This is a genomic window from Pseudomonas sp. PA-4-8C, assembly GCF_021606625.1.
GTDB lineage: Bacteria > Pseudomonadota > Gammaproteobacteria > Pseudomonadales > Pseudomonadaceae > Aquipseudomonas > Aquipseudomonas lactis.
In genome coordinates this window covers 1-24,254 of record NZ_WKCD01000062.1, presented here as the reverse complement: position 1 = coordinate 24,254, position 24,254 = coordinate 1, and the positions used below count along the sequence as shown (strand labels likewise).

18 protein-coding genes are annotated in these 24,254 nt (G+C 58.8%); 10 read left to right on the top strand and 8 right to left on the bottom strand.

Translation table 11 applies throughout. The features are described 5' to 3' along the window. The 5 genes from GIW04_RS12625 to GIW04_RS12605 all read left to right on the top strand — a co-directional run. Positions 1 to 550: OBAP family protein (locus GIW04_RS12625; protein ID WP_236478996.1), on the top strand; the 550-nt coding region annotated here is incomplete at its 5' end. Positions 551 to 630: 80 nt separating this feature from the next. Beyond that, positions 631 to 1,920, top strand: a complete 1,290-nt coding sequence (locus GIW04_RS12620) for an SDR family oxidoreductase (protein WP_120248377.1) — start codon at positions 631 to 633, stop codon at positions 1,918 to 1,920. Between the two features lie 169 nt (positions 1,921 to 2,089). Further along, a complete protein-coding gene (locus GIW04_RS12615; protein WP_032900539.1) occupies positions 2,090 to 2,371 on the top strand; it encodes a hypothetical protein in 282 nt (93 codons plus the stop codon). Positions 2,372 to 2,473: 102 nt separating this feature from the next. Then, a complete protein-coding gene (locus tag GIW04_RS12610) occupies positions 2,474 to 2,731 on the top strand; it encodes a DUF6555 family protein (RefSeq protein WP_003190423.1) in 258 nt (85 codons plus the stop codon). Beyond that, entirely contained in the window at positions 2,728 to 2,967 is a 240-nt protein-coding gene (locus GIW04_RS12605; protein ID WP_032892362.1) for a hypothetical protein, read from the top strand. The genes GIW04_RS12610 and GIW04_RS12605 overlap by 4 nt, the downstream gene beginning before the upstream one ends. Positions 2,968 to 3,243: 276 nt before the next feature. On the opposite strand, the gene GIW04_RS12600 is transcribed toward GIW04_RS12605, so the two are convergent. After that, positions 3,244 to 4,101, bottom strand: a complete 858-nt coding sequence (locus tag GIW04_RS12600) for an SDR family oxidoreductase (RefSeq protein ID WP_120248351.1) — start codon at positions 4,099 to 4,101, stop codon at positions 3,244 to 3,246. A gap of 308 nt (positions 4,102 to 4,409) precedes the next feature. Here GIW04_RS12600 and GIW04_RS12595 point away from each other — a divergent pair, with 308 nt between their 5' ends. After that, positions 4,410 to 8,555 carry a CheR family methyltransferase gene (locus tag GIW04_RS12595; protein WP_003190419.1) on the top strand — a complete coding sequence of 1,382 codons (4,146 nt, stop codon included), beginning with the start codon at positions 4,410 to 4,412 and terminating at the stop codon, positions 8,553 to 8,555. Positions 8,556 to 8,570: 15 nt separating this feature from the next. On the opposite strand, the gene GIW04_RS12590 is transcribed toward GIW04_RS12595, so the two are convergent. Together GIW04_RS12590 and GIW04_RS12585 are read right to left on the bottom strand one after the other, a co-directional pair. Next, complete coding sequence (locus GIW04_RS12590) at positions 8,571 to 9,089, bottom strand: hypothetical protein (protein ID WP_120248352.1); 519 nt, start codon at positions 9,087 to 9,089, stop codon at positions 8,571 to 8,573. A 14-nt stretch (positions 9,090 to 9,103) separates the two neighbouring features. After that, complete coding sequence (locus GIW04_RS12585; RefSeq protein WP_003190416.1) at positions 9,104 to 9,325, bottom strand: PLDc N-terminal domain-containing protein; 222 nt, start codon at positions 9,323 to 9,325, stop codon at positions 9,104 to 9,106. 289 nt (positions 9,326 to 9,614) lie between these two features. On the opposite strand from GIW04_RS12585, the gene GIW04_RS12580 reads away from it, so the two are divergent. Next, entirely contained in the window at positions 9,615 to 10,889 is a 1,275-nt protein-coding gene (locus GIW04_RS12580) for a glycoside hydrolase family 68 protein (protein ID WP_120248353.1), read from the top strand. Positions 10,890 to 11,195: 306 nt separating this feature from the next. On the opposite strand, the gene GIW04_RS12575 is transcribed toward GIW04_RS12580, so the two are convergent. The 5 genes from GIW04_RS12575 to GIW04_RS12555 form a co-directional block, all read right to left on the bottom strand. Next, complete coding sequence (locus tag GIW04_RS12575; RefSeq protein WP_120248354.1) at positions 11,196 to 12,905, bottom strand: polyurethane esterase; 1,710 nt, start codon at positions 12,903 to 12,905, stop codon at positions 11,196 to 11,198. A gap of 162 nt (positions 12,906 to 13,067) precedes the next feature. After that, positions 13,068 to 13,226 (bottom strand): hypothetical protein, encoded by a 159-nt coding sequence (locus tag GIW04_RS12570; RefSeq protein WP_236478995.1) that lies wholly within the window; start codon positions 13,224 to 13,226, stop codon positions 13,068 to 13,070. 6 nt (positions 13,227 to 13,232) lie between these two features. After that, positions 13,233 to 18,422, bottom strand: a complete 5,190-nt coding sequence (locus GIW04_RS12565; protein ID WP_120248355.1) for a dermonecrotic toxin domain-containing protein — start codon at positions 18,420 to 18,422, stop codon at positions 13,233 to 13,235. 85 nt (positions 18,423 to 18,507) lie between these two features. Beyond that, positions 18,508 to 20,532 carry a M3 family metallopeptidase gene (locus tag GIW04_RS12560; protein ID WP_198757941.1) on the bottom strand — a complete coding sequence of 675 codons (2,025 nt, stop codon included), beginning with the start codon at positions 20,530 to 20,532 and terminating at the stop codon, positions 18,508 to 18,510. A 179-nt stretch (positions 20,533 to 20,711) separates the two neighbouring features. Continuing rightward, the gene (locus GIW04_RS12555) at positions 20,712 to 21,962 is read right to left on the bottom strand and encodes an MFS transporter (RefSeq protein WP_120248357.1); all 1,251 of its coding nucleotides are present in this window, start codon (positions 21,960 to 21,962) and stop codon (positions 20,712 to 20,714) included. 102 nt (positions 21,963 to 22,064) lie between these two features. Between GIW04_RS12555 and GIW04_RS12550 the strand changes: the two genes are divergently transcribed. The 3 genes from GIW04_RS12550 to GIW04_RS12540 form a co-directional block, all read left to right on the top strand. Then, positions 22,065 to 23,033 (top strand): AraC family transcriptional regulator, encoded by a 969-nt coding sequence (locus GIW04_RS12550; RefSeq protein ID WP_120248358.1) that lies wholly within the window; start codon positions 22,065 to 22,067, stop codon positions 23,031 to 23,033. Positions 23,034 to 23,254: 221 nt separating this feature from the next. After that, positions 23,255 to 23,482 carry a hypothetical protein gene (locus GIW04_RS12545; protein WP_034135298.1) on the top strand — a complete coding sequence of 76 codons (228 nt, stop codon included), beginning with the start codon at positions 23,255 to 23,257 and terminating at the stop codon, positions 23,480 to 23,482. A 10-nt stretch (positions 23,483 to 23,492) separates the two neighbouring features. After that, a partial coding sequence (locus GIW04_RS12540; protein ID WP_236478994.1) for a hypothetical protein occupies positions 23,493 to 24,254 on the top strand: 762 nt, incomplete at its 3' end.

Below are 24,254 nucleotides of genomic sequence, written 5' to 3'. Positions count from 1 at the left end.
CTTCTACAACGGCCATCCCGATGTACAAATGGAAGCCCATCACTACTGTGCAATCCTCAACGAGGAGGTCATCCAGTGCGTGATCTACGACGGCAACCGCAAGGATGCCAAGTTGATGGGCGTGGAGTACATCATCAGCGAGGCGCAATTCAACACGCTGCCCGCGCCTGAGAAGGCGCTGTGGCATAGCCATGTGCATGAAGTGAAGTCAGGGCAACTGGTGGCTCCGGGAATCCCCGAGGTGGCGGAGCATGCACTGATGGAGAAGCTGGTGCACACCTACGGCAAGACCTGGCACACCTGGCATACCGATCTGGATAAACGCCTGCCCCTGGGTGTCCCGCAGTTGATGATGGGGTTCACCGCTGACGGCCAGGCCGACCCGCGTATGGTCGCCGAGCGAGATAAACGCCTGGGCATCGACAGTACCGAAAAGAAAAAGGCTCGCGCCGATATCCCCGCGCCGCCCATCGCACCCGGTGCAGACGCGTGGCGCCAGGGCACGGTTATCCAGATCGCCGACCCAACCCAAAAGGCCCACCGGCACTGACGCCGCCATTCAGTCATTTGGATTGAACGATCATTTGCGGGCCCTTCTCTACCCAAGACCAGCCAAAGGAGGATGTCATGATGATTGATACCGCAACCGGAATGAGGCCTGGCGAGCGATACGCCGTGGAAAACCTGGAGCGCACCCCGAACTTCAGCGGGTTTTTCCTGGACGGAAAGTACTACCTGGGCCCTGAACTGATGACGGCAGTCGGATGGCTTGAGGGCCAGACGTTTATCTACGATGAGCTAGATGCCACAGGCGAACCGGTGTTTCCCGACCGCGTCGCTGGCACCCTCGAAAACTTGACCCTGATACTGACTGACGGCGCCCGCCTACAACTGCACCCGGTGCCCGTCCACGTGCCCGAGGATTCGCCTGGCGTCATGCAGGCCAAGGGGAAACTGCACGGCAAAACCGTGGTGATCACCGGCGCCTCCAGTGGCATTGGCCGCGCGGCTGCTCACGCCTTTGCCGAGCAAAGTACCCGCTTGGTGTTGGCGGCCCGAGATGAAAAAGCCTTGGAAGAGGTCGTCGAGGAATGCGCTGCGCGTGGCGCCGAGGCCATCGCCGTTAAAACCGATGTGACCCAGGGCGACCAGATGCGCGCCCTTGCCGAACAGGCGGCGGCCTTCGGCAATGGCCGCATCGATATCTGGATCAACAACGCCGGAGTAGGTGCGGTCGGCAGTTTCGAGGACACGCCCCTGGAAGCCCACGAACAGGTGCTGCAAACCGACCTGCTCGGGTACCTGCGCGGCGCCCACGTAGTGTGGCCCTATTTCAAAGCCCAGCACCGCGGCATTCTGATCAACACCTTGTCGCTGGGCAGTTGGGTAGCCCAGCCCTATGCCGTCGCCTACTCAGCCAGTAAATACGGCCTGCGCGGCCTGACTGAGGCACTGCGTGGCGAGCTGACTGACTACCCGGATATTCATGTGTGCGACATCTACCCCGCCGTGATGGACACACCGGGCTTTCGCGATGGCGGCAATTTTACCGGCCACGAGTTGACGCCACCGCCACCGGTCTATGACCCGCATAAAGTCGCGCAAGCGATGGTGGCCTGTGCGCTGCAACCGAGGGACAGCACCACAGTAGGCAGTGCTGCCACTGTGGCCCGTGTCGCGCATTTTTTGCTGCCCGGCTTTGCCCGGTTATCCGGTTGGCTCACCCGCCTCGGCCTGGAGCGCAGCCAGCGCGCCGCGACGTCGGCGGGCAACCTCTACACCCCGGCAAGTGGCGAACGTCGCGTGGAAGGCGGCTGGCGGAAAACCCGCCGTACGCCCTATGGCATTGTTGCAATAGGCGCAGCGCTGCTAGTGGGTGGCGTTGTCGTTGCGCGCAAATATTCAGCTCGTCACAAATGAACACGGCAAATCCCGAATGCCAGCCAGTCAAGCGCAGCTCCTCTGTGTGCGGGCTTGCTCGCGAAGGCGTCGGTCCATTAAACATTGATGTGACTGATCCACCGCTTTCGCGAGCAAGCCCGCTCCCACATTTGATCTTCGTTGTCTCCCCTTTATGAGGTAACCCAGCATGTCTTACGATTACCAAGGTACTGCCAGTGTCATCACTGCCTCGCGCCATCTTGGAACACCCTCAGATGAACGCCTTAACGAATCAAAAAGCATCCAAATGGCCAGCAGCGGGAAACCGACCATCGCGCGCTTGGACTTTGACACGCCATTGGATTGGCCCGGCAATCCCAACTTTATTACCGTCAATTTGCCTGACGGCTCCTCTGTCAGCGGGGTGATCGCCGAGCTGGAACGCCCGGCCGATGGGCCTGGATGGGTCACCTTTACGGTAGATGATTAAGCCTCATCCACGCCCTGCGCCCAGTCATCGAATTGTCGGACAACTTATTTGAATTTTTTTTGACGTCAAATATCTGTACTTCATGAGTATCAAGGAGGCCTCATGAAACACAACGACCTATTCACTATCGAGTACCAGCTGCACGGCGAGCCCAAGTCCTTCATCGTGCGCGCGCCGCGCATGGACAATGCCGAGGCTTGGCATTGGGCCAGTTGTGACGCTGGTGTGGCGGTGATCCCCAAATTTGGACAACACACGTTCAAGCGTGTGTCCAAACCGATGGCGGAGAAATACGGCATTACCCAGGTGCGCTGGAGTGGCGCGGCACAGATTCAATGGGCGGAGGGCCTCAGAGGATGAACAGCCAGACTCTTGGTTACACAACGACAAACAGGCGGGACGATGAGGTCGCGCGAAACGCCGAGATGTTTTTCGAAGCGGATCGATTGGACGCGTTGGCGTACGAGATCATTGAGTCCTACAGCGGCGATGCGCAGACGTGGGCGCGCTTTACCGAGGCGAAGAAACGTGCGGATGCGCAGCGTACAGTGGCCTATCGGGAGTGGATGCGAATTCATCGTTCCAAGCGCAAATAACGTCAGCCTGTGGGAGCTGGCTTGCCTGCGATAGCGGCCTGACAACCCATCAGGATGTCAGGCCGAGTGTATATCCCCTCGCGTTCACGCCCCTGACTCAGGGTCTGTCGAAGGCCCGCCGGGAGCAACACCGCCTTGCTCCTTTGCCTGTTGTCCGCCTGCCGGAGCCTGCGATTTATCGTTTCGCTTCGCTGCCGGCGGGCGCACCTTGCGCTCGGAATGATTCGGTTCGTGGTGCTTCGAGGCTTCGCTCATACCGCCCTCCTCAATCACTGATCAAAGTATCGGCTTGCCACCCGTCACACCGTAGCGTTCGCCGGAGATGTAACTACCCTCATCCGACGCCAGCAGCACATAGATCGGCGCCACTTCCACCGGCTGGCCGGGACGTCCCAGTGGGGTGTTGCCGCCAAAGTTTTTCACCATATCCTCCGTCATTGTCGAGACGATCAACGGTGTCCAGATGGGCCCGGGTGCCACGCTGTTGACGCGAATCCCGCGCTCGCCGAGCATCTGCGCCAGGCCGGCGGTGAAGTTGGCAATCGCGCCTTTGGTGGCCGCATAGGGCAACAGGCTGGGGTTGGGCATGTCGGAGTTGACCGAGCTGGTGTTGATGATCGAACTGCCCTCGGCCATGTGCGGCAGCGCGGCCTTGCAGATGCGGAACATCGCGGTGATGTTGACGTTGAAGGTTTTCACCCAGTCCTCGTCGGGGATGTCTTCCAGCGACTGATAGGTCATCTGGAACGCCGCGTTGTTGACCAGCACATCGATGCGGCCGAACTTCTCCACGGTGTCGTTGACGATTGCCGTGCAGTGATCCGCATTGCCCAGGTCGCCGGGCAGTAACAGGCATTGACGGCCCGCCGCCTCGACCCAGCGTGCGGTTTCCTTGGCGTCTTCATGTTCATCCAGATACGACACCGCCACGTCCGCGCCTTCACGTGCGAAGGCAATGGCCACCGCCCGCCCGATGCCGCTGTCGGCTCCGGTGACCAAGGCGATTTTATTCGCGAGCCGGCCCGAGCCTTGGTACGACTGCTCACCGCAATCGGGCATCGGGTCCATCTTGCGCTGCTCACCGGGTACGGACTGTTGCTGGGGTTGGAACGGTGGTTTTGGATAGCTGTTCATCAGAGCTTCTCCTGGGTGGGTTTCTCTTTGCGAGGGTTTGCCAGCAAGCGAAGTTCAGACGGATTTTCAGAAAATCGGATAACCGTGCACCCACGGTGGCCACTCGTCAGTTTGATTAAACCTTCCGACGGTTGCGCGTCTCAACCGGGGCGTAGTGGTCCGTCGAATGACCGGGTGGCCTCAAGGCATTTTTTGTTGGCAGCAGGTTTTCAGCTATATTTCACTGTCGGTTCAGCCCTCGCCCTCGTTGTTCAAGTTCTTCCCTCTACACCCGTCTTTCCGCACGCCGTTAACCAAGGTTGGTATTTATGAAGTCTGCCCCCCCGCGGTCCCCCAACGTACCGCAACGCAAAGATCTGACCCCCAGTAACCTGAGTTTCCCGGTGGTGGGTATCGGTGCGTCGGCGGGTGGGCTGCAGGCGGTGAAAGCGTTTTTTGAGCACATGCCCAAAGACTGCGGCATGGCCTTCGTGGTGATCCTGCATCTTTCGCCCGACCATCAAAGCGTGGCGGACAAGATCATTCAGGAGACGACCCGCATGCCGGTGTCGCAGGTCAATGACGCCACGCCCATCGAAAAGAACCACGTGTACGTCATCTCACCGGCGCAGCTGTTGAAGATGAACGATGGCTACCTCGCGGTCTCGCCTGCCGTACGTGAAGACGGGACGCACATTGCCATCGACCTGTTTTTTCGCGACCTGGCAGACACCCATAAAGAACGCGCGTTTTGCCTGATCCTGTCCGGTACCGGCTCAGACGGCGCGGTGGGGCTGTCACGGATCAAAGAGCAAGGCGGCATCACCCTGGTGCAAGCCCCGGAAGACGCCGAGTACGACGGCATGCCGCTGGCGGCCATCGAAACCCAGATGGTCGACCTGGTGTTGCCTGTGGTGGAAATGCCGCAGAAGCTGCTGGAGCTGTGGCGCAATGCCCAGTCGATTGTGCTGCCCACCGCCAACGACCCGGAGATCAAGACCACCCCACCCAGCTCCGAACGCGATGCCGCCGTGGCCGAACAACTGTTGCTGGATATTCTGATCCAACTGCGCGCCAGTACCGGGCATGACTTCAAGCATTACAAACGCGCCACGGTGTTGCGTCGTATCGAGCGGCGCTTGCAGGTCACGGCTCAACCCGACCTGGCCACCTATTACAACTTCCTCCAGGCCAACCCGGACGAAACCAAGGCGTTGCTGGGCGACATGCTGATTGGCGTGACCAACTTCTTCCGCGACCGCGAGGCCTTCGAAGCGCTTGAGCGAGACGTGATCCCCAACCTGGTGAAGTCACTGGAAGACAGCGTGCCGCACCGTGAGGAGGTGCGTATCTGGTCGGCGGGTTGCTCAACCGGCGAGGAGGCTTACAGCCTGGCGATGCTGGTGGCCGAGCAACTGGCGCTGGATGCCAGCGGCGCAAAGATGCAGGTATTTGCCACCGATATTGATGAGCGGGCCATTACCCATGGCCGCAACGGCGTGTACCCCGAAGCGATCATCACCGACGTACCGCCCCAACGGTTGCGCCAGTACTTTGCCAAAGAGAAGAACCAGCACTACCGGGTGCGCAAGGAAATTCGCGAGAAGGTGCTGTTCGCCAAACACAGCCTGCTGGCCGACCCACCGTTCTCGCAGATCGACCTGATCGTGTGCCGCAACCTGTTGATCTACCTGGACCGCGAAGTGCAGCGCGACATCCTGCAAATGTTCCACTTCGCGTTGCGCCCCGGTGGCTACTTGTTCCTCGGTTCCTCGGAGTCGGCCGACGGCTGCCTGGACCTGTTCGTACCGGTGGACAAGCGCAACCGCATTTTCAGGGTGCGTGCCGGCTCGTCCGCCGTGCGCCGCGCCCCGACCATGCCGCGAGGCGGTTATCTGCGCCCGAGCACCACGACACTGGCGATTGAAACCAAGGCGCCCAACAAGGTCTCGTTCGCGGACATCCATCTGCGCGCCCTGGAAAAAGCCGCGCCGCCCAGCGTTATCGTGAATATGCAGGCCGATATCCTGCACATGAGCGAAGGCGCAGGTCGCTTCCTGCGCTACGTGGCCGGCGAGGTGACGCACAACCTGCTGACGCTGGTGCACCCCGATTTGCGCCTGGATATTCGCACCACGCTGTTCCAGGTCCAGCAATCGAATAACCCGGTGTCTTCGCGCAAGATCCGCATCCAACGCGAGCAAGGCCCCTTCCTGGTGGACATCAGCGCCCGCCCCTACCGCGATGAAGCGACCGAAAACGACTACGTGCTGGTGATCTTCCAGGAAACCGCCGTCGACCCGTTGCTGCCCGACATCGACGCCGTCAGCCAGGCCGAAAACGCGATCATGAGCAACCTGGAGCGCGAGCTGCAACGCACCAAGTTGCACCTGCAGGACACCATCGAACAGGCGGAAGTCTCCAGCGAGGAACTCAAGGCCTCCAACGAAGAAATGCAGGCGGTCAACGAAGAACTGCGCTCGGCCACCGAGGAGCTGGAAACCAGCAAGGAAGAGTTGCAGTCGATCAACGAAGAATTGCTGACCGTCAATTTCGAGCTCAAGACCAAGGTGGAAGAGACGGACAAGGTCAACGATTACCTGACCAACCTGATCGCGTCCACCGACATTGCCACGGTCTTCGTCGACCGCAACATGCGCATTCGCTGGTTCACACCGCGGGCCACGGATATTTTTAGCATGCTGCCCGTGGACACCGGGCGTTCGCTGCTGGACATCACCCACCGCCTCGATTACCCGCAAATGACCGAAGACGCCACCACCGTGTTTGAGTCGCTGAGCATGATCGAGCGGGAAATCAGCAGCAACGACGACCGCTGGTACATTGCGCGGTTACTGCCGTACCGCTCCAGCGAAGATCACATTGACGGCACCGTGCTGACCTTCATTGATATCACCAAGCGGCGCCAGGCCGAAGAGGAACTGCGCCTGGGCGAGGAGCGCATGCGCCTGGTCGCCGAGAGCACCCATGACTTTGCCATCATCATCCTCGATGATCATGGCGCCATCACCGACTGGAACACCGGTGCCGAACTGATCTTCGGCTACACCAAGGACGAGGTGCTGGGCGCTTATTACGACCTGATTTTCTCCCCGGAAGACCGCTCCGCTGGCGTGCCGGAGAGCGAACTGCGCACCGCCCGCGAACATGGGCGTGGCGAAGATGAACGCTGGCACGTGCGCAAGGACGGCAGCCGCTTCTATTGCAGTGGCGAGGTCACCCAGCTCAAGAGCAACAGTTTGCGCGGCTACGTCAAGATTGCCCGCGACCTTACCGGCCACAAGCGCACGCAAGATGAACAGAATCAGCGCTTGAAGGAAACCCAGACCAACAGCCACCTCAAGGATGAGTTCTTCGCGGTGATGTCCCACGAACTCAAGCATCCGTTGAACCTGATCCAGCTGAACGCCGAACTGTTGCGGCGCTTGCCCGCCACCAAGGTTGCGGGCCCGGCCATCAAGGCGGTCAATACCATCTGCGAAGCGGTGTCCAGCCAGGCGCGGATCATTGACGACCTGCTGGACGTCGCCCGGGTTCGCACGGGCAAGCTGAAGCTGAAAAAGCAACCGATCGACCTGATTCGCACCCTCAAGGACATTCATAGCGTGGTGCTTGCCGACGGTCATCGTCGCCAGGTCAGCCTTCAGACACCTTCGGTGCCGGGCCCGTTGATCGTTGACGTAGACCCGACGCGCATCGAGCAAGTGATCTGGAACCTGGTCAACAACGCCCTGAAATTCACCCCCGAGGACGGCCAGGTGCAGTTGGTGGTCAGCCGAACGGACGGGCGCGCGCAACTGGACGTCATCGACAGCGGCGCAGGCCTGGCCGCAGACAGCCTGGAGAAAATCTTCGACCTGTTCGGGCAAGCGGAAAATCAGCATCAGACCCATCAGCGTGAAGGCCTGGGCATTGGCTTGTCGCTGGTACGGCAGTTGGTGGAGGCCCATGGTGGTTCGGTGAGTGTGCAGTCGCGAGGGTTGGGCTTCGGTTGCACCTTCTCGATCTGGCTGCCTCTGTGCGTACAGCAGGATCATCTGCTCGATAGCGGCGCTACCCAGAACGAAGATCAGCGCCTCAATGGCCTCAAGGTTCTACTGGTCGATGATTCAGCCGAAGTCGTTGAGGTGCTGAACATGCTGCTGGAAATGGAAGGCGCCCAAGTGAGCGCCTTCAGCGACCCTTTGAGCGCGCTTGAAACAGCCCGGGATGCCCATTACGACGTGATTATTTCGGACATCGGCATGCCGAAAATGAATGGCCATGAGCTGATGCAGAAGCTGCGTAAAGTAGGCCACCTTCGACAGGCTCCCGCCATCGCCTTAACGGGCTATGGCGCTGGCAATGACCAGAAAAAGGCGACTGAATCGGGCTTTAATGCGCATGTCAGCAAACCCGTTGGCCATGATTCGCTCATCACCTTGATCGAAAAACTGTGCCGCTCCCGCCCCTAGGCGTGGGGCAGGCGTTCAAGGGTAGATGAACTGAGAAAAGCGCACGGACGCGCCCGTTTCTGGTCGCGACACCTGGGTATCCACGCTGCCCACCGTGTCGCTGCGCAAGGTCAGGTACAACACGGCCTGGCCGGCGCTGTCACTCAGCATCCAGACGCTCACACCCTCCCCGGCCGCCCTGGCCTTGAGCGGCTGAGGCTGCAGCATCTCGATATTGAAACCGCGCAGCAGCTCACCGCTCAACTCAATCTCCAGGGGCTCTTGGGCCTTACCTAGCACATGAATCACCAGCCCATCGGAAGCGCCATTGCGTAAAAAGCGTTGGTACTCCACGCGCAACTGCCCATCGGCACTGCGCACCTCACGGGTGCTCAGTGGCCCGCTGGAAAACAGGCCCGCCAGGCTCAGCCCGATCAACACCAGCAGCGCATACCACCCCACCCGCTCAAAGCGCCAGACCTTGCGCTGCAAGGCCATGTTTTCCTGCACCGGATAATTGCGGCTGTGTAAGTCGTCAGGGTCTGGGTTGTTCATAGCCGGGCCCGGACTCAACCCTTGCTGTGCTCGGGAGAAGACGGTCCCTTGGTGACACCCCGTGGGCCGGCAATCGCCCATATCGCGGCGCCCAGGAACGGCAGTACCACGACTACCGCACTCCAGCCTGCCTTGCTTGCCGAGGCGTTATCGCTGCGCCAGATGCTGTTGATGATCCACGCATCGAGCAGTACGAGGATCACTGCCAGGCCTATCCAGAAGTAAGTGGTTTGCATGATGCACCTCCAGGTTATGTAACTTTTGGTGCGCGGGTGCGGGCAGGGTTCATTATTTTTAGGTTCTCTGCCTGGCGCTTGGTTTGCCGCCATCATGCGGGCAACTTCGCCGATCTACTTAATGATCGAACCTCTTCAAACAAGACAAGCTGAAACGTCTCAGCTCCTATAAAAAGCCAAATCATGCACAAATGCATTTTTTGCCTTGACCACGGGAATCGAGTCTTCTAAAGTCAAATCACTGTATATGAATACAGTAATTTGATTCCCTTCATGGACGAGACTTACTATGAAAAGCACCCCTTCGAAATTTGGCAAAACACCCCATCAACCCAGCCTGTGGACCCGCGCCGATGCGCTTAAAGTGCATGCGGACGACCCCACCACCACCCAGCCGCTGGTCAGCGCGAACTTCCCGGTATTGAGTGACGAGGTGTTTATCTGGGACACCATGCCGCTGCGTGATATCGACGGCAACATCACCTCCGTCGATGGCTGGTCGGTGATCTTCACCCTCACCGCGGATCGCCACCCGAACGACCCGCAATACCTCGATCAGAATGGCAACTACGACGTCATCCGCGACTGGAACGATCGCCATGGCCGGGCAAAGATGTACTACTGGTTCTCCCGCACCGGCAAAGACTGGAAGCTCGGCGGCCGGGTAATGGCTGAAGGAGTTTCGCCCACCGTGCGCGAGTGGGCCGGCACGCCGATCCTGTTGAACGAACAAGGCGAAGTGGACCTGTACTACACCGCCGTCACGCCCGGCGCGACCATCGTCAAGGTGCGTGGCCGCGTGGTGACCACCGAGCATGGTGTCAGCCTGGTGGGCTTTGAGAAGGTCAAGCCGCTGTTCGAGGCGGACGGCAAGATGTACCAGACCGAAGCGCAAAATGCGTTCTGGGGCTTTCGCGATCCATGGCCGTTCCGCGACCCGAAAGACGGCAAGCTGTACATGCTGTTCGAAGGTAACGTGGCCGGCGAACGCGGCTCGCACAAGGTCGGTAAAGCCGAAATCGGCGACGTGCCGCCAGGTTATGAAGACGTCGGTAACTCGCGCTTCCAGACTGCCTGCGTCGGTATCGCCGTGGCCCGCGACGAAGACGGCGACGACTGGGAAATGCTGCCACCGCTGCTGACCGCGGTCGGCGTCAACGACCAGACCGAACGCCCGCACTTCGTGTTCCAGGACGGCAAGTACTACCTGTTCACCATCAGCCACACCTTCACCTACGCCGACGGTGTAACCGGCCCGGACGGGGTGTACGGTTTCGTCGCCGATTCGCTGTTCGGCCCGTATGTGCCTTTGAACGGCTCTGGCCTGGTACTGGGCAACCCGTCCTCCCAACCGTTCCAGACCTACTCGCACTGCGTCATGCCCAACGGCCTGGTGACCTCCTTCATCGACAGCGTACCGACCGACGGCACCGGCACGCAGATCCGTATCGGCGGCACCGAAGCACCGACGGTGGGTATCAAGATCAAAGGGCAGCAAACGTTTGTGGTCGCTGAGTATGACTACGGTTACATCCCGCCGATGCTCGACGTTACGCTCAAGTAACCGGAGGCTGTAAGGCAACGGGTTTGAAATCGGTGACAAACCCGTAGTGGATAGCATCGAGATATCCCGTCTGATGCAACTTACCCCCCCTCACTGGCTACAAGGATGTAGCTAGTGAGGGGGGTGCGCGCCGCACCTGTGGCGAGGGAGCTTGCTCCCGTAGCGGTCTGACAGCAGACGCTGCTCTCACTGACACGCCGCGATCCAAATGTGGGGAATCAGGTAGATACGCCTAGGCTGACAGGCCGTCACGGCAGCAAGCTCCCTCGCCACAGGTTCAGCGTCACATCACCGTTGCTTGGAGATTCAGGAAATATAAATCCCCGTCCCATTCAACTCAGTCATATTTACGCCAACCAACGTCACCGAGTTGTCGCCAAACGACAACAGCGCATTGTCCTCGAACATCGAGACATGGGAGCGGTAATCGTATTGCTGGCCCAGGTCAGGAATCCCCATGAACACCAGTTTATCGCTGCCCTGGTACCCCTCGATCCGGTCATTGCCAAAGAGGCCGTTGAACAGGAAAGTATTGCTGCCACCACCCGACACCATCAGGTCATTGCCCTCCCCACCGACGAACACATTATTGCCCTGGCCACCGATCAAATGATCGTCACCGCCCAAACCGAATAACCATTCCCCTGCAGCATGAGCGGTGAGGATATTGTCCTGCGCATCGCCGTTGGCAGAGGCCGTGTAGGGCGTCAAGGCTGTGCCGGCCAGCAGGCCTTGGCCGGTTACGTTATAGGTGACGTCGTAGGTGCTCCAGGGGACTGAATTCCACAATATGTAGGACTTCTCTTGGCTCACCAGCGCACCAATATCCCGGGTCATACTGATGCCGCCATAGGCGTCGTTGATATAGAGCGTGCCATCGCCATCGTTGGCAAAGCCGAAGCTGGCCAGTGGTTTGTGCAGTTCGAAGACGTTATCGCCCTGCCCGCCCAGCAGGATGTTGTAGCCACCGTCATCGCGAAAACGATCATTGCCCGCGCCGCCTTCCAGGAAGTCATTGCCGGCTCCGCCCTTGAGCAGGTCGTTGCCCTCGGTGCCGAGGATAAAGGTGTTACCGGTGTGTTTTTCAGCGTAGCGGTTCAGGTCTTCTACCCAGGTGGTTTCACGCGCAGCCTCTGTGAGGCTGGAGACCACGATGGTCGAATCCTTGCTCGTCAGATCGTAGAACTCGGAGGACGCGATACGCTCCAAGCCTTCGATATAACCGCTCAAGGAGTGAGCCTTGGCAACGCCCCAATTCAGCGTATTGGGTAAATGTGCCGAGAACGACGCGTAATTATCGGTAAAACTGACGAGGTTGTTTGCGGCTGAATCCCAGCCCCGGTCGTTACCCCAGAAGAGTGCCGAGGTATTGATGCCTTTGCCATCAATGGCTTTGAACACCGGGTCGTTCTCATAGCCGATATTCAACACCTGGGTATCACCCGAGCGCTGAGTGGGTGAGGCAAAGGTTACGTAGTTGGCGTCCTGATAAAAGCCGCCCCAGTGATCGTGGCTCAAAGTCGCCACGCTGTTGGCGCCCAGTGCGCCGAGGCTATGGCCGGTGACCAGGATGTCCTTGCCGCTCAAGCCCTGGCTCGCGGCGTAACGAGCGACGTTTTCGAGCAGGGCGCTGAAGGCGAACTTGGCGTAATTGGCGGCGTATCCAGGCAGTGCTGCGGCCGCCAGGTCGCTGGCCACATCACCCGCGCCATCCCAGGTCAAGCCAAAGGACGTGCCGCGAAAGGCGATGCCCATGGCAATCAGCCTGCCGCCCCCATCGTACTGCCCGAGAATCTCAACGTTGGCTGATGGGGCCAAGGCGGTCTCGCCCCAAAAGGTGCCTTGCGTGTCGACCTTCTGCGTCACGCCCAGTGCCTGCGCCCCAATAGGCGCCCAGCCACCCGTCGCCAGGGGTTTGCCAGTGGAGTCATACGCGTACTCGGATAAAACCAAGGCATTGTTCAGCAGCGCCTTGGCGTGCTCGCCCTTCATGCTCTTGTAATCGAAAACGCCCATATCCTTGGTCCCTTTTCAGATGACTATCAGATGGCCATCAACTCGCACAGCCGGGGACGATTGAGGGCGGGACGCAGGGGACTGTCAACGGTTATCTAAAAATTGAATAGCGCTCAGCAAGCCGGGCACCCAGCGGCTGCCCCGTGAACCGGCGTTGCAGGGCTACCGCACGCTCGCCAGCAACCCCAGAAACAGCTTGTGATCCAGGGGCGGCGTCACATCGGCATAGATCCCCTTCAACACTGCACCGTCGTTGGCGGCAGCGTCTCGCACCGGGTCCTTTTGCAACGGGCTGCACTGCGAGCCTGTAGCCATGAGCATTGCAAATCAGGGCAAATCGCTGGTCAGGCCAACAGGTCTCTCTTTTCGACGTCCCAGCTGTGCAATCAGGTAGGCGACGGAGTCGGCGTTGTTAAGTACCGTCAGGATGCGTTTAAGCGGATCGGTGCGGAAAACTCGCCGGGCATCGGCGAGGGTTTGGGTGCCGGTAACGGTGAGCAGCCTGTCGAGCACATGCTGTGTCGCCGTGCCCTGTGTAGGGTCTGTTTTGAGGCCGGTTGCAATATCGACAACCTGGAACAATTCATGGGTCGGGGTATTGAGCGACAGCCTTGAAAGATGGCGGTTTTCCAGGGTTATTTTAGTGTTACGGCCCTCAGGGGTTTGTGGATCAATCAGGTCATCAAAGGGATGGGTGGAATGCACGTAAGCCAAGTCCAACGTCTCACATACATGATGAGTGATTTCGTGAATGAGGGTAGTGGCACGGGCATGGACGCTGACATAGAACGGTTTTATCAACAAATGACCGTATTTCAGACCTGGATTGAAAAACACCTCGGTCAAGTACACCAGTTGAAGGGGGTCAGGGACAATCGTAAAGGCCATCAACGTGTGCCCGCCCTGAAGAGCCGGCAACCGCGAACGGCCAATGACAAATCGCGTTGAGTCCGAGGAGGTCAGTGAGGGCTCCATCAACGCAGTGCAGACCGTATCGACGATCTCCTGAATTTTTTCAAGGTGTTCGACCTCGAGCGTCTGCAAGCCGAAAAACGCTTTGATCTGTTTAACGAGCTCAGGTGCAGCAAGGGGGGTTTGTGCGATCAGGCGCAAATTTTCCTGGGCGTTCTTTGCATAAAATGTCGCCAAGGCAAGTGCATCGGTGATAACCCAGGACTCCCGAGCGTAAAGCGCTCGTATCTCGCGCATCCCGCTGGCCAATACATTCATACTGGAGCGCGCAAATGGCTCGGAGTAGAAGCGATTAAGTAATCGTGCAAGTGTGCGTCGCCCCGTCAGCACTGGGCCGGCGCTACTGAGCATCCACTGTTGTCGAGGGTTGAGCTGTACCTCAGGACCGACTTCGCCATCACCGATGATGCGCCAACCCTGGCCATGCTTGATGACTTGGAACACTTTCCCTGCCACCGCCGCGTAGTAATGGTTGGAGGTCGATCGGTAAAGGTTGAGTGAGGTGTCTTTGATCAGGTTGGCCAAGCTCGGTTCAAGGACTTCGAAACGCTGGAGCCGGGTGCGGGAAGCAGCGGTAATGTCCAGCGCGGGCCAGGACACCACAGAGGCCGCAGGTGTGGAAGGCGGCGGGATCGGCTCGGGTGCCGGGGGCATGCCGCCCTCTGATACAGGAGGCATGGAATCGCGCAAACCGACCAGCAAGGCAACCCCTCCAATGAAATGCCCCAGTGCCTCATGCCATTGGTGGCTTTGCAGCTCTTCGGAAGATGCTTTGAACAGTTTGAAGCTCTGCCAGACCACCAAGGGGTAAGCCAGTTTTCCGGCAAAAAACACGATGGCCTGCTTCACTCCCTCAGAGAACACGGCCTTGGCCGTCTCCCAGGCGGTGCCTGCATCAGCGGTTTTTTGGCAGCCCAGCAGCGTTGTCAGCAGCTCGACATTGTCGGTATACAACTGGTTGAACAAGGGCGCGGTGATGGGGTTGGATGCCAGTTGGAGAGTGGTGTTGGCTTGGGGTTGCTCCAGTGCGCTGGTCAGTGCCGCGTGGTCAACGGCCGGGACCACCAGCCGAACCCAACGTTGTAAGGCACCAGAGGCTGTCAACTCGGCACGCAGTGCGGCCTCCACCGTGTATTCCTTAAGGGTGTAGCCTGGGCTATAGGGGGCATAAAGGACTAGAGGCCCCTCGTCACCCGAGGTGGGACCGATCAGGTAAACCCCAGGGATCTTGATCGTCTTCCTCCCTCCATCAACCAGCAGTTGCAAAGGGCGGATCATCGCGTTGGCATCCACCACTGTCGCACGAGCGATCGCATCGGGCATGTCCATGATCTGTTGAATGAGCCCGAAGGCCGCCGCTGAAAGCTGGCCTTGCAACCTCATGCCATGCGCGTATTGCATCAGTTGCCACGGCAGTTGCTTGGCGAATCGCGTAGAGCGTTGCGCAAAGTCCGAGCTGGCGGAGCCCAATGCGGATTGGATGTACGTTTGATAAGCCGCGTTGATGTTCAGCGCCTGTGTCCGCGTTTTCAGCGTCTGCCCATCCAGGGTGTCAGGCAGCGGCGTTGTCCCGGTGCTGGCGACGAGGGGCACCTCATCCTTCCAATACGATTGATGACTCAAGGCATAGTCCAGCAGCGACTGATTGCGGGCAGGTGTACTGCCCTGCCCCGGTAGCCCGACTTCGACGTCATCAGGTGCGACGCTGTCCTGAACATCAAGCGCCTTCAGTAAAGTGCGGAGTTTCTTGCGCGTGAACTGAGCCAGGGAGTCGATCCCGTGCAGGTAATCCTGATTGTCGGTGACATTGTTTCGATACTGCTCCAACAATTCGACATAGAGCTGTTGATCGACAGCACTGGCGTTGCCGAACCATTGCAAACCCTGTTGCAGGATCATGGCCCGGACCATGTCCATGGCACGCTGCACGTTGGTGGGCGCCAGGTTTTGTGTGGCTTGAACCTGCCACAGCTTACGCAACTGTTCGACCGACAGTTTCATGGACAGGATGTGCGTCAGCTCACGGTCTTTTTGTTGAGCATAGGTTCGTTGCAAGTGCTCGACGAGGTTATCCTCGATCAGTTCAAGGGAACTGAGCGCATAGCGCGGATGTGAATCCCAATCCGGTTGCGCCAGGTTCGCCAGGAAAGCCTGTCGTTCGTCCGGGATTGCCAGGCGTCGGTCCAGCTCTGCTTTGAAGTGACTCAATGAGTGGAAACTTTCCAGGCCCAACTCGGGTGTCCATAGCAGCGTGCGACCGCAATATTGAGGGTCAAGCCCACCGCGCTCGGTCAGCACGAAACAGTTATTGAGTACCAGCGGGGTACTCTGCCCAGTCGGTACGACCTGCAAAGAAAACGCATCAGGGCGGAACCCATTGACGCCAGTGCGTAAGTCTCTGGCGTAAATACCTAACACGGTCAAAAGCACTTCGTAGTCGAGAGGCAATAAAGCATTGTTCCAGAGCCTGACTTGCACTTCCCCTGTCAAGCCCATCTCCATTGCCTTTCTCAGCAAGGGTTGCATGTTGGGGGACACGCTGTGGGTTCTACACAGGTACTGTTTAAACCCACCGACTGCACTGTTGATCAACGTATTGAAGGCAGTGGCGTCCATGCCTGAGACCTTGGTGGCGGGTTTGCCAGGAGCAGTTGAATAGACGTGCGTGTTAAGCGGATCGATAAGTGGGCCCGCTTCGCCACATAAACGCGCCAGAAAATAGTCGACCATACTGCTCGATGAGAGCAGTTGAGGTTTGTCAGTGTCACTCGAAGGGTTGCTGTATTGGCGTACAGAGAGGCACGCGGCCTGCAAGTGTTGCTGCTTGATGGCGTGCAGTTTGGTATTGAGATAGGTGATAACGGAACGCTCCAGGGAGGGGCGAAACGATAGGTGTTGTTCGATTTCGGCGCTGACATTTTCGAGTAAATGCACAGTTGTGCGCATTGCAGCCAGCGTTGGTGGAATCCTGGGTTCAGTCACCGTCGCCGTCCAGGTCTCTGCCAACTGGGTACTCCAACGCCCCATGGGTTCGAAGGTCAGTAATGTGGGGTCAATCATGCCACGCACATCCAGCACATGATCAACCAGGGCGTCGAGGTCCATCGTGCCCTGGCTAAGGCGATACTGATCAAGGGCGTATTCAAGATTGCGACCTTGTTTTTCGACAATGCCCTCCATGATGCGTTGGAAAATAACCCCGGTGATGGGGGCTTTGGTGACGTCGCAAGCCAGCAGGTCTACTTCGTCATAGCGTTCCGGCCTGGATAGATGTGATCTCCAGGCATCCGCATGCTGCCGCGGGTTGAGACCATCAAGCAGGTGGGTTTTGAGTGCTCCCAACTCGGTAAACGATTGCAGGCCCTGGTGGGGGGTATAGAGCAGCCAGGGCGAGCCATCGTCGCTTTTGTTACTGCTGATGATGAGTGTGCCTGCCAGCTCGGCCGGGGCCTGTTCAGGCTCACTCAGCAGTGCCTTTTCAACATCGATCGCAGGAGCAAGCGTTGTCGCGGGCTGCGCAGCCTTGAGCGGCAAGGCCTGTAGTTGCAGACGCTGCTCAACCGTCATCGTAGTTTGCTGTTGTTGCTCCAACGCCACCGTGAAAAAGGCATTGGCCATAGCATGGGTAAAAAGTTGTAGTCGTGAGAGCCCTGCGGCGGCCGGCAGCGCCCAAAATGTCTTGGGCTGTTGCTTCATATATACTTTCAAGCCCCGGGCCAATCCTTGGACTGATACGTCCCAACGCAACTGATCATCAGCTTCCCGAGTAGGCTGCTGGGGGTTGTAATAGCGCCGGGTCTCCCCGGCAGGCCAGTCATTGGCGACGAAATACCTGAGCACGGTTTCGCTCAAGGAGCGGGTGTTCGTATGTCGGGGCGTTGGCGTATCAGAGTTGCCTGATTTTCGGGATGCATCGATGACATAACTCTGCACTTGGATGTGGTGCTGATCGCCCCCCGTAAAAGACTGAGCCAATTCAGTGCAAATGTATTCATCCAGCAGCGAAGTGAAACTGGGCAGTTTGAGCAGCTCCTCGCGCATCAAACGGGCATTGTCGAGCAGGTTGTTGGAGAGGGTCGTATGTTGTGCTTCGAAGACAGCGCCGGCCACGGTGTGTGCGGTAATCGTCAGGGTCGCAGTGGGGGTTAGGGTTAGTTGCTGGGAGATGGAAAGGTAATCAAGCAACGCTTGGCGCTGCGACGCGTCTTTGAGCCACGAACCCAGTTGCGTCTTGAGTGCTTCATGGCTTTCCAGCTTTTCCAGACCACGCGCTGGCGTATAGAGAATAACCCCACCTTCCGGGGCGGGGCTCATGACGAATGCACCTGCAAGTTCAATAGCCGGTTGACCGAGCACGTTCAGCTGCAGGGTCTGGACGTGCATCGGTGCTTTTTGTGCCTGGCGCAAAGCATCGGTGGCCAGGTAAACGGAATCGAACCAGTCAAGGTCCTTGAGGGTAAAGTTACGGGTGCGTTGGCGCTCGCTCAGTTGCGTGCGATCAGTTTGGGTTTCGCTGAAAAAATACGGTGGGGTGTCGGTGCTCATTGAATGCTCTCCATACCGGACTGGCTACTGAAGATCACTCTGGCGTTCCACGTTTCAGCTCAGGGGCTACATATGCACCAGCGCTTCATACCCCGGTGGAATGCCCGACACATCCCGCGCCGTCCCCCCGGAAAAGCGCAAGTGCGCTCAACAGAGTACCGGTATCGCCCTCAGTGATGAACGCGTCCCGGAAGGCTTTCCCGGTCTGCGGGTTGAACAGGCCATCACGCTCAAACCGCTCAAACGCCTGGCGGGCCAGAACGCCGGACCACGTGTAGGAATACAGTTTGGCGCCATAGCTACCCATCGGTTGTTCGAAACTGTTGATCGGACGAGCGCCATCAGGCCACTGCAAATGCCCGACTTCAACATTGGCGTCGGTGAATACTTCATGCGGTGTGCGCCCGTCGCCATAGGTGCGGTGCAACTCGAAGTCAACGAGGCCCGTGAGCAAAATACTGGCGGTTTCCTGACTGGTCTGGGTATGAGCAAATCGGCTCATTTGCGTCGCCATTTTGTCAGGCAAGGGATCTCCCGTCTGCACATGCCCGGATAGATAGATCAGGAACGACGGCGTAAGGCAGAACTGCTCCAGCACTAGGCCGAAGAACTCCGTCGTATCGTGGCTTAATTGGCCCATGCCCGAAATCGCCCGGTAGGGGGCGGCGGACAACAGATGCTGCAGGCAGTGTCCGAACTCATGCAATAGGACCCTCAATTGCAGGTGATCCAGCAAGCAAGGCTGGGCCGCCGTAGGTCGTGGCAACTGGCTGCGCAGCACGGCTATGGGCCGTTGTGGGCGCCCCTCGGCAGTCATTCGGTGATTGCGCAAGCCCATTGCGGCGCCAATTTCGCCGCCCGCCACGCGGCGATAAGGGTCAATAAACAAATGTCCAATCGGCTGCGCGTACTCCCTGAGTTCAAATACCTGCACATCCGGGTGCCAGGTATCGACCGTGGCTTGTTCAATCAGCTCAACGCCGAACAGCGTTTGGGTGAACGTGCACAAGCGTTGCAGCACTGTCTCCAACGGGAAGTAGAGGCGCACTGCGTCCTGGGAGACACCCGCCACGTCCTGGCGAATTTTTTCCGCGAAAAAGTCGTAATCCCACGGTTCTAGCGCATCGACTCCCCGTTGCGCGGCATAGCGTTGCAGTTGTTGTGCATCATGGGCAAATGTCGTGCGTGCCTGATCAATCTGTTGATGCACACAGGCAGTGACCTCATCGGTCGTCTCCGCCATTTGTTCCACCAGCGCCAGCTCGGCGAAGTTGGCATAGCCCAGCAATTGTGCTTTCTGGTGACGACTGTCGAGCAACACGGTCAGAACCGCTTCATTGTCAGTGGCAATGGCGTCAGGCCCCGTGCCCACGGCACGGCTGTAGTAAGCCAGCATCATTTCCTGGCGCAAGGCTCTATGGTCGGCGTAGCTCATCACCTCCTGAAAGGATTGCTTCGAAAGGGTTAATAACCATCCCCCCAGGCCTGCGTCCCGAGCCGCGAACTCCATGCGCGCCAGGGCTGCGTCAGGTAGTCCGCTCAGCAGCGCCTTGTCTTGAATGTGCTTACGCCATGCGTCACTGGAGTCGCTCACACGACGCAGGAACTCGTGGCTGAATTCATCGATTTGCAGGTTCAACGCTTTCAGCCGTCGCTGCTTTTCAGGAGAAAGATCAAGGCCAGCCAAGTGGTACTTGCGCAATATTTTACGCAACGCGCTGTGGCGTTGTTCATTGAAAAGGGTCGCGATCGGGCTGTCGGCAAGTTGTCGGTGCAGTTGATACAGGTCGTTGTTCCCGGCCAACTCAACCCTGTACTGCATGGCCAGCTCATAACTGCGGTGTGATGCCAGCGTCCATGCAGGCCCTTGGGGGTGGGAGTCAAGCAGCTCGATGATTTTGAGAACGCCATCCAGGCGAGCCTCCAACGCCTCCACTGCTTGCACCAGGTCGTCCCAGGTGGGGAATGGCGTCTGGCTGGCAATGATCGTGGCGGTGGTGTTGCGACTTTCAGTGATGATCTGCTCAATGGCGGGCACCAAGTGTTCTGCTCGGATGGCAGAGAACGGTGGCAGGTCGTAGGGCAGTAACAGTGGATTGCTTTCAGGCATGAAGTCACTCTTCAAAGGTAGCTGTCGAAGCAGCCAGCCTAGGGAGTGAATCATCGTTGGATGGGATAGATAGGTATGGGTAATAGTCTGGTCGGCAGGCTAACTCAATCAACATCAAACCTTGAGCCCCCGCCTTTGCGGGGGCTCTAGAGAAGGTCGAGGCGGTTTGAAAATCCGAATCAAAGGTGCAACGCGGGCTTGGACTCGCGAACGCCATGCACAGAAGGGACCCGAACACGCAGCGCAATCAGCACCGCAGCCAGCAGCATCAGCACCGCTGCCGCTATGAATACGCCCGCGCTGCCACCGAGGCTGAACACTGCACCGCCAGCGGCGGCGCCCGTGGCGATGGCGGACTGCACAGAGGCCACCACCATCCCCCCGGCGCTTTCCGCCTGATCAGGTACCGCGCTGGCGACCCAGTTCGACCACGCCACCGGCACACCGCCAAAGGCCAAGCCCCAGATTGCCAGCAGTACCGCCTGCCCCGGCAACGAGGGCGGCAACAGCACCAACGCCAGTGCTGCAACCCCGACCAGCACAGGCATTAACACCAGAGTGGCCAGCGGGTGACGCTCCAGCAACTTGCCGGCCAACAGTGTGCCGACGAAGTTCGCCACCCCGAAGCCCAGCAACATCAGCGACAGCCCTTGCGGGCCGATGCCGGTAGTGCCTTCCAGGAATGGCCGAACGTAGGTGAACATCGCGAAGTGGCCGCTGTGCACCAGCACACAACCGAACATCCCCATGGCGATGCCCGGGCGCTGCAACACTTCGAAAACCGTGCGCAGACGTGCCGGCCGGCGCGGCGCGAGGCGCGGCAACGTCAATGACTGAAACGCCAGGGTCACCATGCCGACCGCCGCCGCTGCAAAGAACGCACTGCGCCAGCCGTACAGCCCGCCCAGATAGCTGCCCAGCGGTACTGCAACGACCGTCCCGATGGCAATCCCACTGAAAATAATCGACAGAGCCCGAGGCAACAGCGCACTTGGCACCAAGCGCATCGCCACCGCCGCAGCCATGCTCCAGAACCCGCCAAGGGCAATCCCCAGCAAGATGCGCATCAACAGCAGCACCGCGAAGCTGGAAGAAACGGCGACCAAAAGATTGGAGGCAACCATCAACGTGGAAAACCCCAACAACACCCAACGTCGGTCGATGCTGCGGGTCAGGCCTGGCACCAACAAACCGGCGAACAGCGCTACCACTGCTGTCACCGTTACCGCCTGGCCAGCCAGTGCTTCGGACACGCCCAGATCAGTCGCCATCAGTGTTAACAAACTGGCCGGAAGGTACTCCGCGGTCAGTAATCCGAACACCCCCATTGCCAACGAGAAGACGGCCATCCACGCGGGGGCCGCAGGCTCTGCATCCGAGAAGGCGTCGGGATGGCGGTTGGATACGGCATTACACACACAGTCAGTCATTACAGGGATCTCCCAATCATCATGGCGACCCGCAGTCTAGGCGCGCGAACCCGGATGATCTATGATCCAAAATCTCTCATTTTTGACTAAAACACCTGAACAATGTCTGCAGAACAGTTTGCTCTTGCCTCGGATCTCATCAACGAGCTGTTGCGCGGCATGCGCCTGCGTGGCGTCGAATACCGGCGTATACAAACCAGTCCGAGTTTCGGTTTGGGCTTCGCTGAAAAACCTGGGCATGCCTGGTTCCACTTCATGGCCGTCGGTAATGCGGTCCTGCGAATGGAGGACGGCACCACCTACGCGCTGTCTGCCGGCAACGCCGTGTTCATCTCCCACGGCGCGGCCCATCAACTGTATTCCCATGCGGACGTTCCCGTTCAGGACATCGACCGCCTAGACGGCGTCCCACTCGGTGACACCGTGAGCGCGGTGCACACCGGAACCGATGCCAGCCCAACGCCGAGCACCATTTTGTTCAGTGGTTGTATGGAGTTTGAACTGGGCAGCATCCATGGCCTCGGCAAACTGATGCCGGGCCTGATGTTGATTGATGCCGACGGCCAGCGCTACCCTGGACTGGTGCCTATTCTGACCACCATGGAGCGCGAAGTCAGCGCCGCACGTGTGGGCTTCGCCGGTATCCTTGCGCGGTTGGCCGACGTAGTGGCCGCCATGGTCGTTCGCGGCTGGGTGGAGTGCGCCTGCGGTAATGCCTCTGGCCTGGTCGCCGCCTTGCGCGATCCCCGCTTGGCCGGTGCACTGCTAGCGCTCCATCAACAACCGGGCCGCGACTGGACCGTTGCCCAGTTGGCAGAGCAATGCAATACCTCACGCTCAGCCTTCGCGGATCGCTTCCAGGTGACGATTGGCATGACGCCGCTGCGCTATGTCACCGAACTGCGAATGCGGCTCGCAAGCCAGTGGCTGACCCTCGAAAGGCTGCCGATCGAAGAGGTAGCACAGCGCTTGGGCTATACATCCCAAGCCGCTTTCAGTCGCGCATTCAAGCGTATTACGGGCAAGACACCGGGGTTAAGTCGCAAGGTGAGGCAGCCCGCTGTTACTTGAAGCTGAGCGCACGTAGTCGACGGTCTGTGCCTCTGAATCATTTAACGCCCGTTACGTCGAGGAATGGGTCACGGCAGTGCACAACCGACTAAAGGACTGTCAAGTATGACAGTAGACGCCTGCAACGCCTCATCTGAGAATGAACGCCACGCGGCGAGAATCCCCAGCCTCTGATACTGGGCCAGCACGTTTGCCGCCAGCACTCGATGAGGGGCTCAGTCATGGAGATCACTGAATGCCGTGCCGCAGACAACGTCATCTTGACACTAAAGCAGCCGATGAACGCGCGACGCACACGCCTGCTGTGCGGTTATCTGCGCCAGATCAATCCGCCGGCCGAGTATTTGATCCTGGTCGAGGAATGGACGGCGCAAGCCCATTACGTGCAGTTCAACCAAATTACAGGGTGCGCGCGCATCACCAAAAAACTGCGGCCACACCCGGCCTGAGCATCTCCTCATGAACTTGCGCCCACGCGCCATCAGCGTAACGCTGGCGATCGGCTTGCTCACTACCATGGGAGTGGCACAGGCAGAACGCGCCCTCATCGAGCCGTCGCAGATACAAGAAGCGTTAACGATTGAAACAGCGATCGAGGCTCAAAGTGCCACAGCCGCCCCCACCGACACCGCTTGGTATGCCGTCCTCAAAGGCAGTACGCCCGTCCTCATCACCGCGCCCCACGCCACGAAGCCCTATCGAGAAGGCAGCTATCGTTTTTCCGACGGCGCAGGCACGGCGGCGCTGGCCAAACTGCTCAATACCTTAACCTGCGCAACGGTCATTTATACCCAATACCGCAGCCCATCCGACCCCAACTACTACGACGACAATGCCTTCAAGGCCGAAGTCGCCGAGCTGATCAAACAGCACAAGCCCAAGCTATTGATTGACCTCCACGGCAGCAGCACCTCGCGCCCCTACGATGTCGACTTTGGCACCATGGAAGGGACGTCGTTGCTGAGCCGCACGGATATCGTCCCTTCCTTGCGCAAAGCGTTGCGCAAGGAAGGGCTTCGCAACTTCTCAGACGACTACTTCCCTGCCGCCAAGCATCCTACGCTCACACGATTTGCCTCCTCTCTCGGCGTTCCCAGCGTTCAGCTGGAAATCAACAGCACTTGGCTGCTTCCATCGCAGGGGGATATCTATGCCCAACGTTTCTCCCAATTGCTGCAAGGCCTTACCCGGTACATTCGAAATACAAATGACACTGAAAAC

Excerpts from the sequence above, each read along its gene's own strand:
- GIW04_RS12555 (WP_120248357.1), bottom strand. The coding sequence starts at position 21,962 with ATGACTGACTGTGTGTGTAATGCCGTATCCAACCGCCATCCCGACGCC.
- GIW04_RS12580 (WP_120248353.1), top strand. The coding sequence starts at position 9,615 with ATGAAAAGCACCCCTTCGAAATTTGGCAAAACACCCCATCAACCCAGC.
- GIW04_RS12575 (WP_120248354.1), bottom strand. The coding sequence starts at position 12,905 with ATGGGCGTTTTCGATTACAAGAGCATGAAGGGCGAGCACGCCAAGGCG.
- GIW04_RS12605 (WP_032892362.1), top strand. The coding sequence starts at position 2,728 with ATGAACAGCCAGACTCTTGGTTACACAACGACAAACAGGCGGGACGAT.
- GIW04_RS12550 (WP_120248358.1), top strand. The coding sequence starts at position 22,065 with ATGTCTGCAGAACAGTTTGCTCTTGCCTCGGATCTCATCAACGAGCTG.
- GIW04_RS12590 (WP_120248352.1), bottom strand. The coding sequence starts at position 9,089 with ATGAACAACCCAGACCCTGACGACTTACACAGCCGCAATTATCCGGTG.
- GIW04_RS12560 (WP_198757941.1), bottom strand. The coding sequence starts at position 20,532 with ATGCCTGAAAGCAATCCACTGTTACTGCCCTACGACCTGCCACCGTTC.
- GIW04_RS12565 (WP_120248355.1), bottom strand. The coding sequence starts at position 18,422 with ATGAGCACCGACACCCCACCGTATTTTTTCAGCGAAACCCAAACTGAT.
- GIW04_RS12585 (WP_003190416.1), bottom strand. The coding sequence starts at position 9,325 with ATGCAAACCACTTACTTCTGGATAGGCCTGGCAGTGATCCTCGTACTG.
- GIW04_RS12610 (WP_003190423.1), top strand. The coding sequence starts at position 2,474 with ATGAAACACAACGACCTATTCACTATCGAGTACCAGCTGCACGGCGAG.
- GIW04_RS12570 (WP_236478995.1), bottom strand. The coding sequence starts at position 13,226 with ATGCTCATGGCTACAGGCTCGCAGTGCAGCCCGTTGCAAAAGGACCCG.
- GIW04_RS12620 (WP_120248377.1), top strand. The coding sequence starts at position 631 with ATGATTGATACCGCAACCGGAATGAGGCCTGGCGAGCGATACGCCGTG.
- GIW04_RS12545 (WP_034135298.1), top strand. The coding sequence starts at position 23,255 with ATGGAGATCACTGAATGCCGTGCCGCAGACAACGTCATCTTGACACTA.
- GIW04_RS12615 (WP_032900539.1), top strand. The coding sequence starts at position 2,090 with ATGTCTTACGATTACCAAGGTACTGCCAGTGTCATCACTGCCTCGCGC.
- GIW04_RS12600 (WP_120248351.1), bottom strand. The coding sequence starts at position 4,101 with ATGAACAGCTATCCAAAACCACCGTTCCAACCCCAGCAACAGTCCGTA.
- GIW04_RS12595 (WP_003190419.1), top strand. The coding sequence starts at position 4,410 with ATGAAGTCTGCCCCCCCGCGGTCCCCCAACGTACCGCAACGCAAAGAT.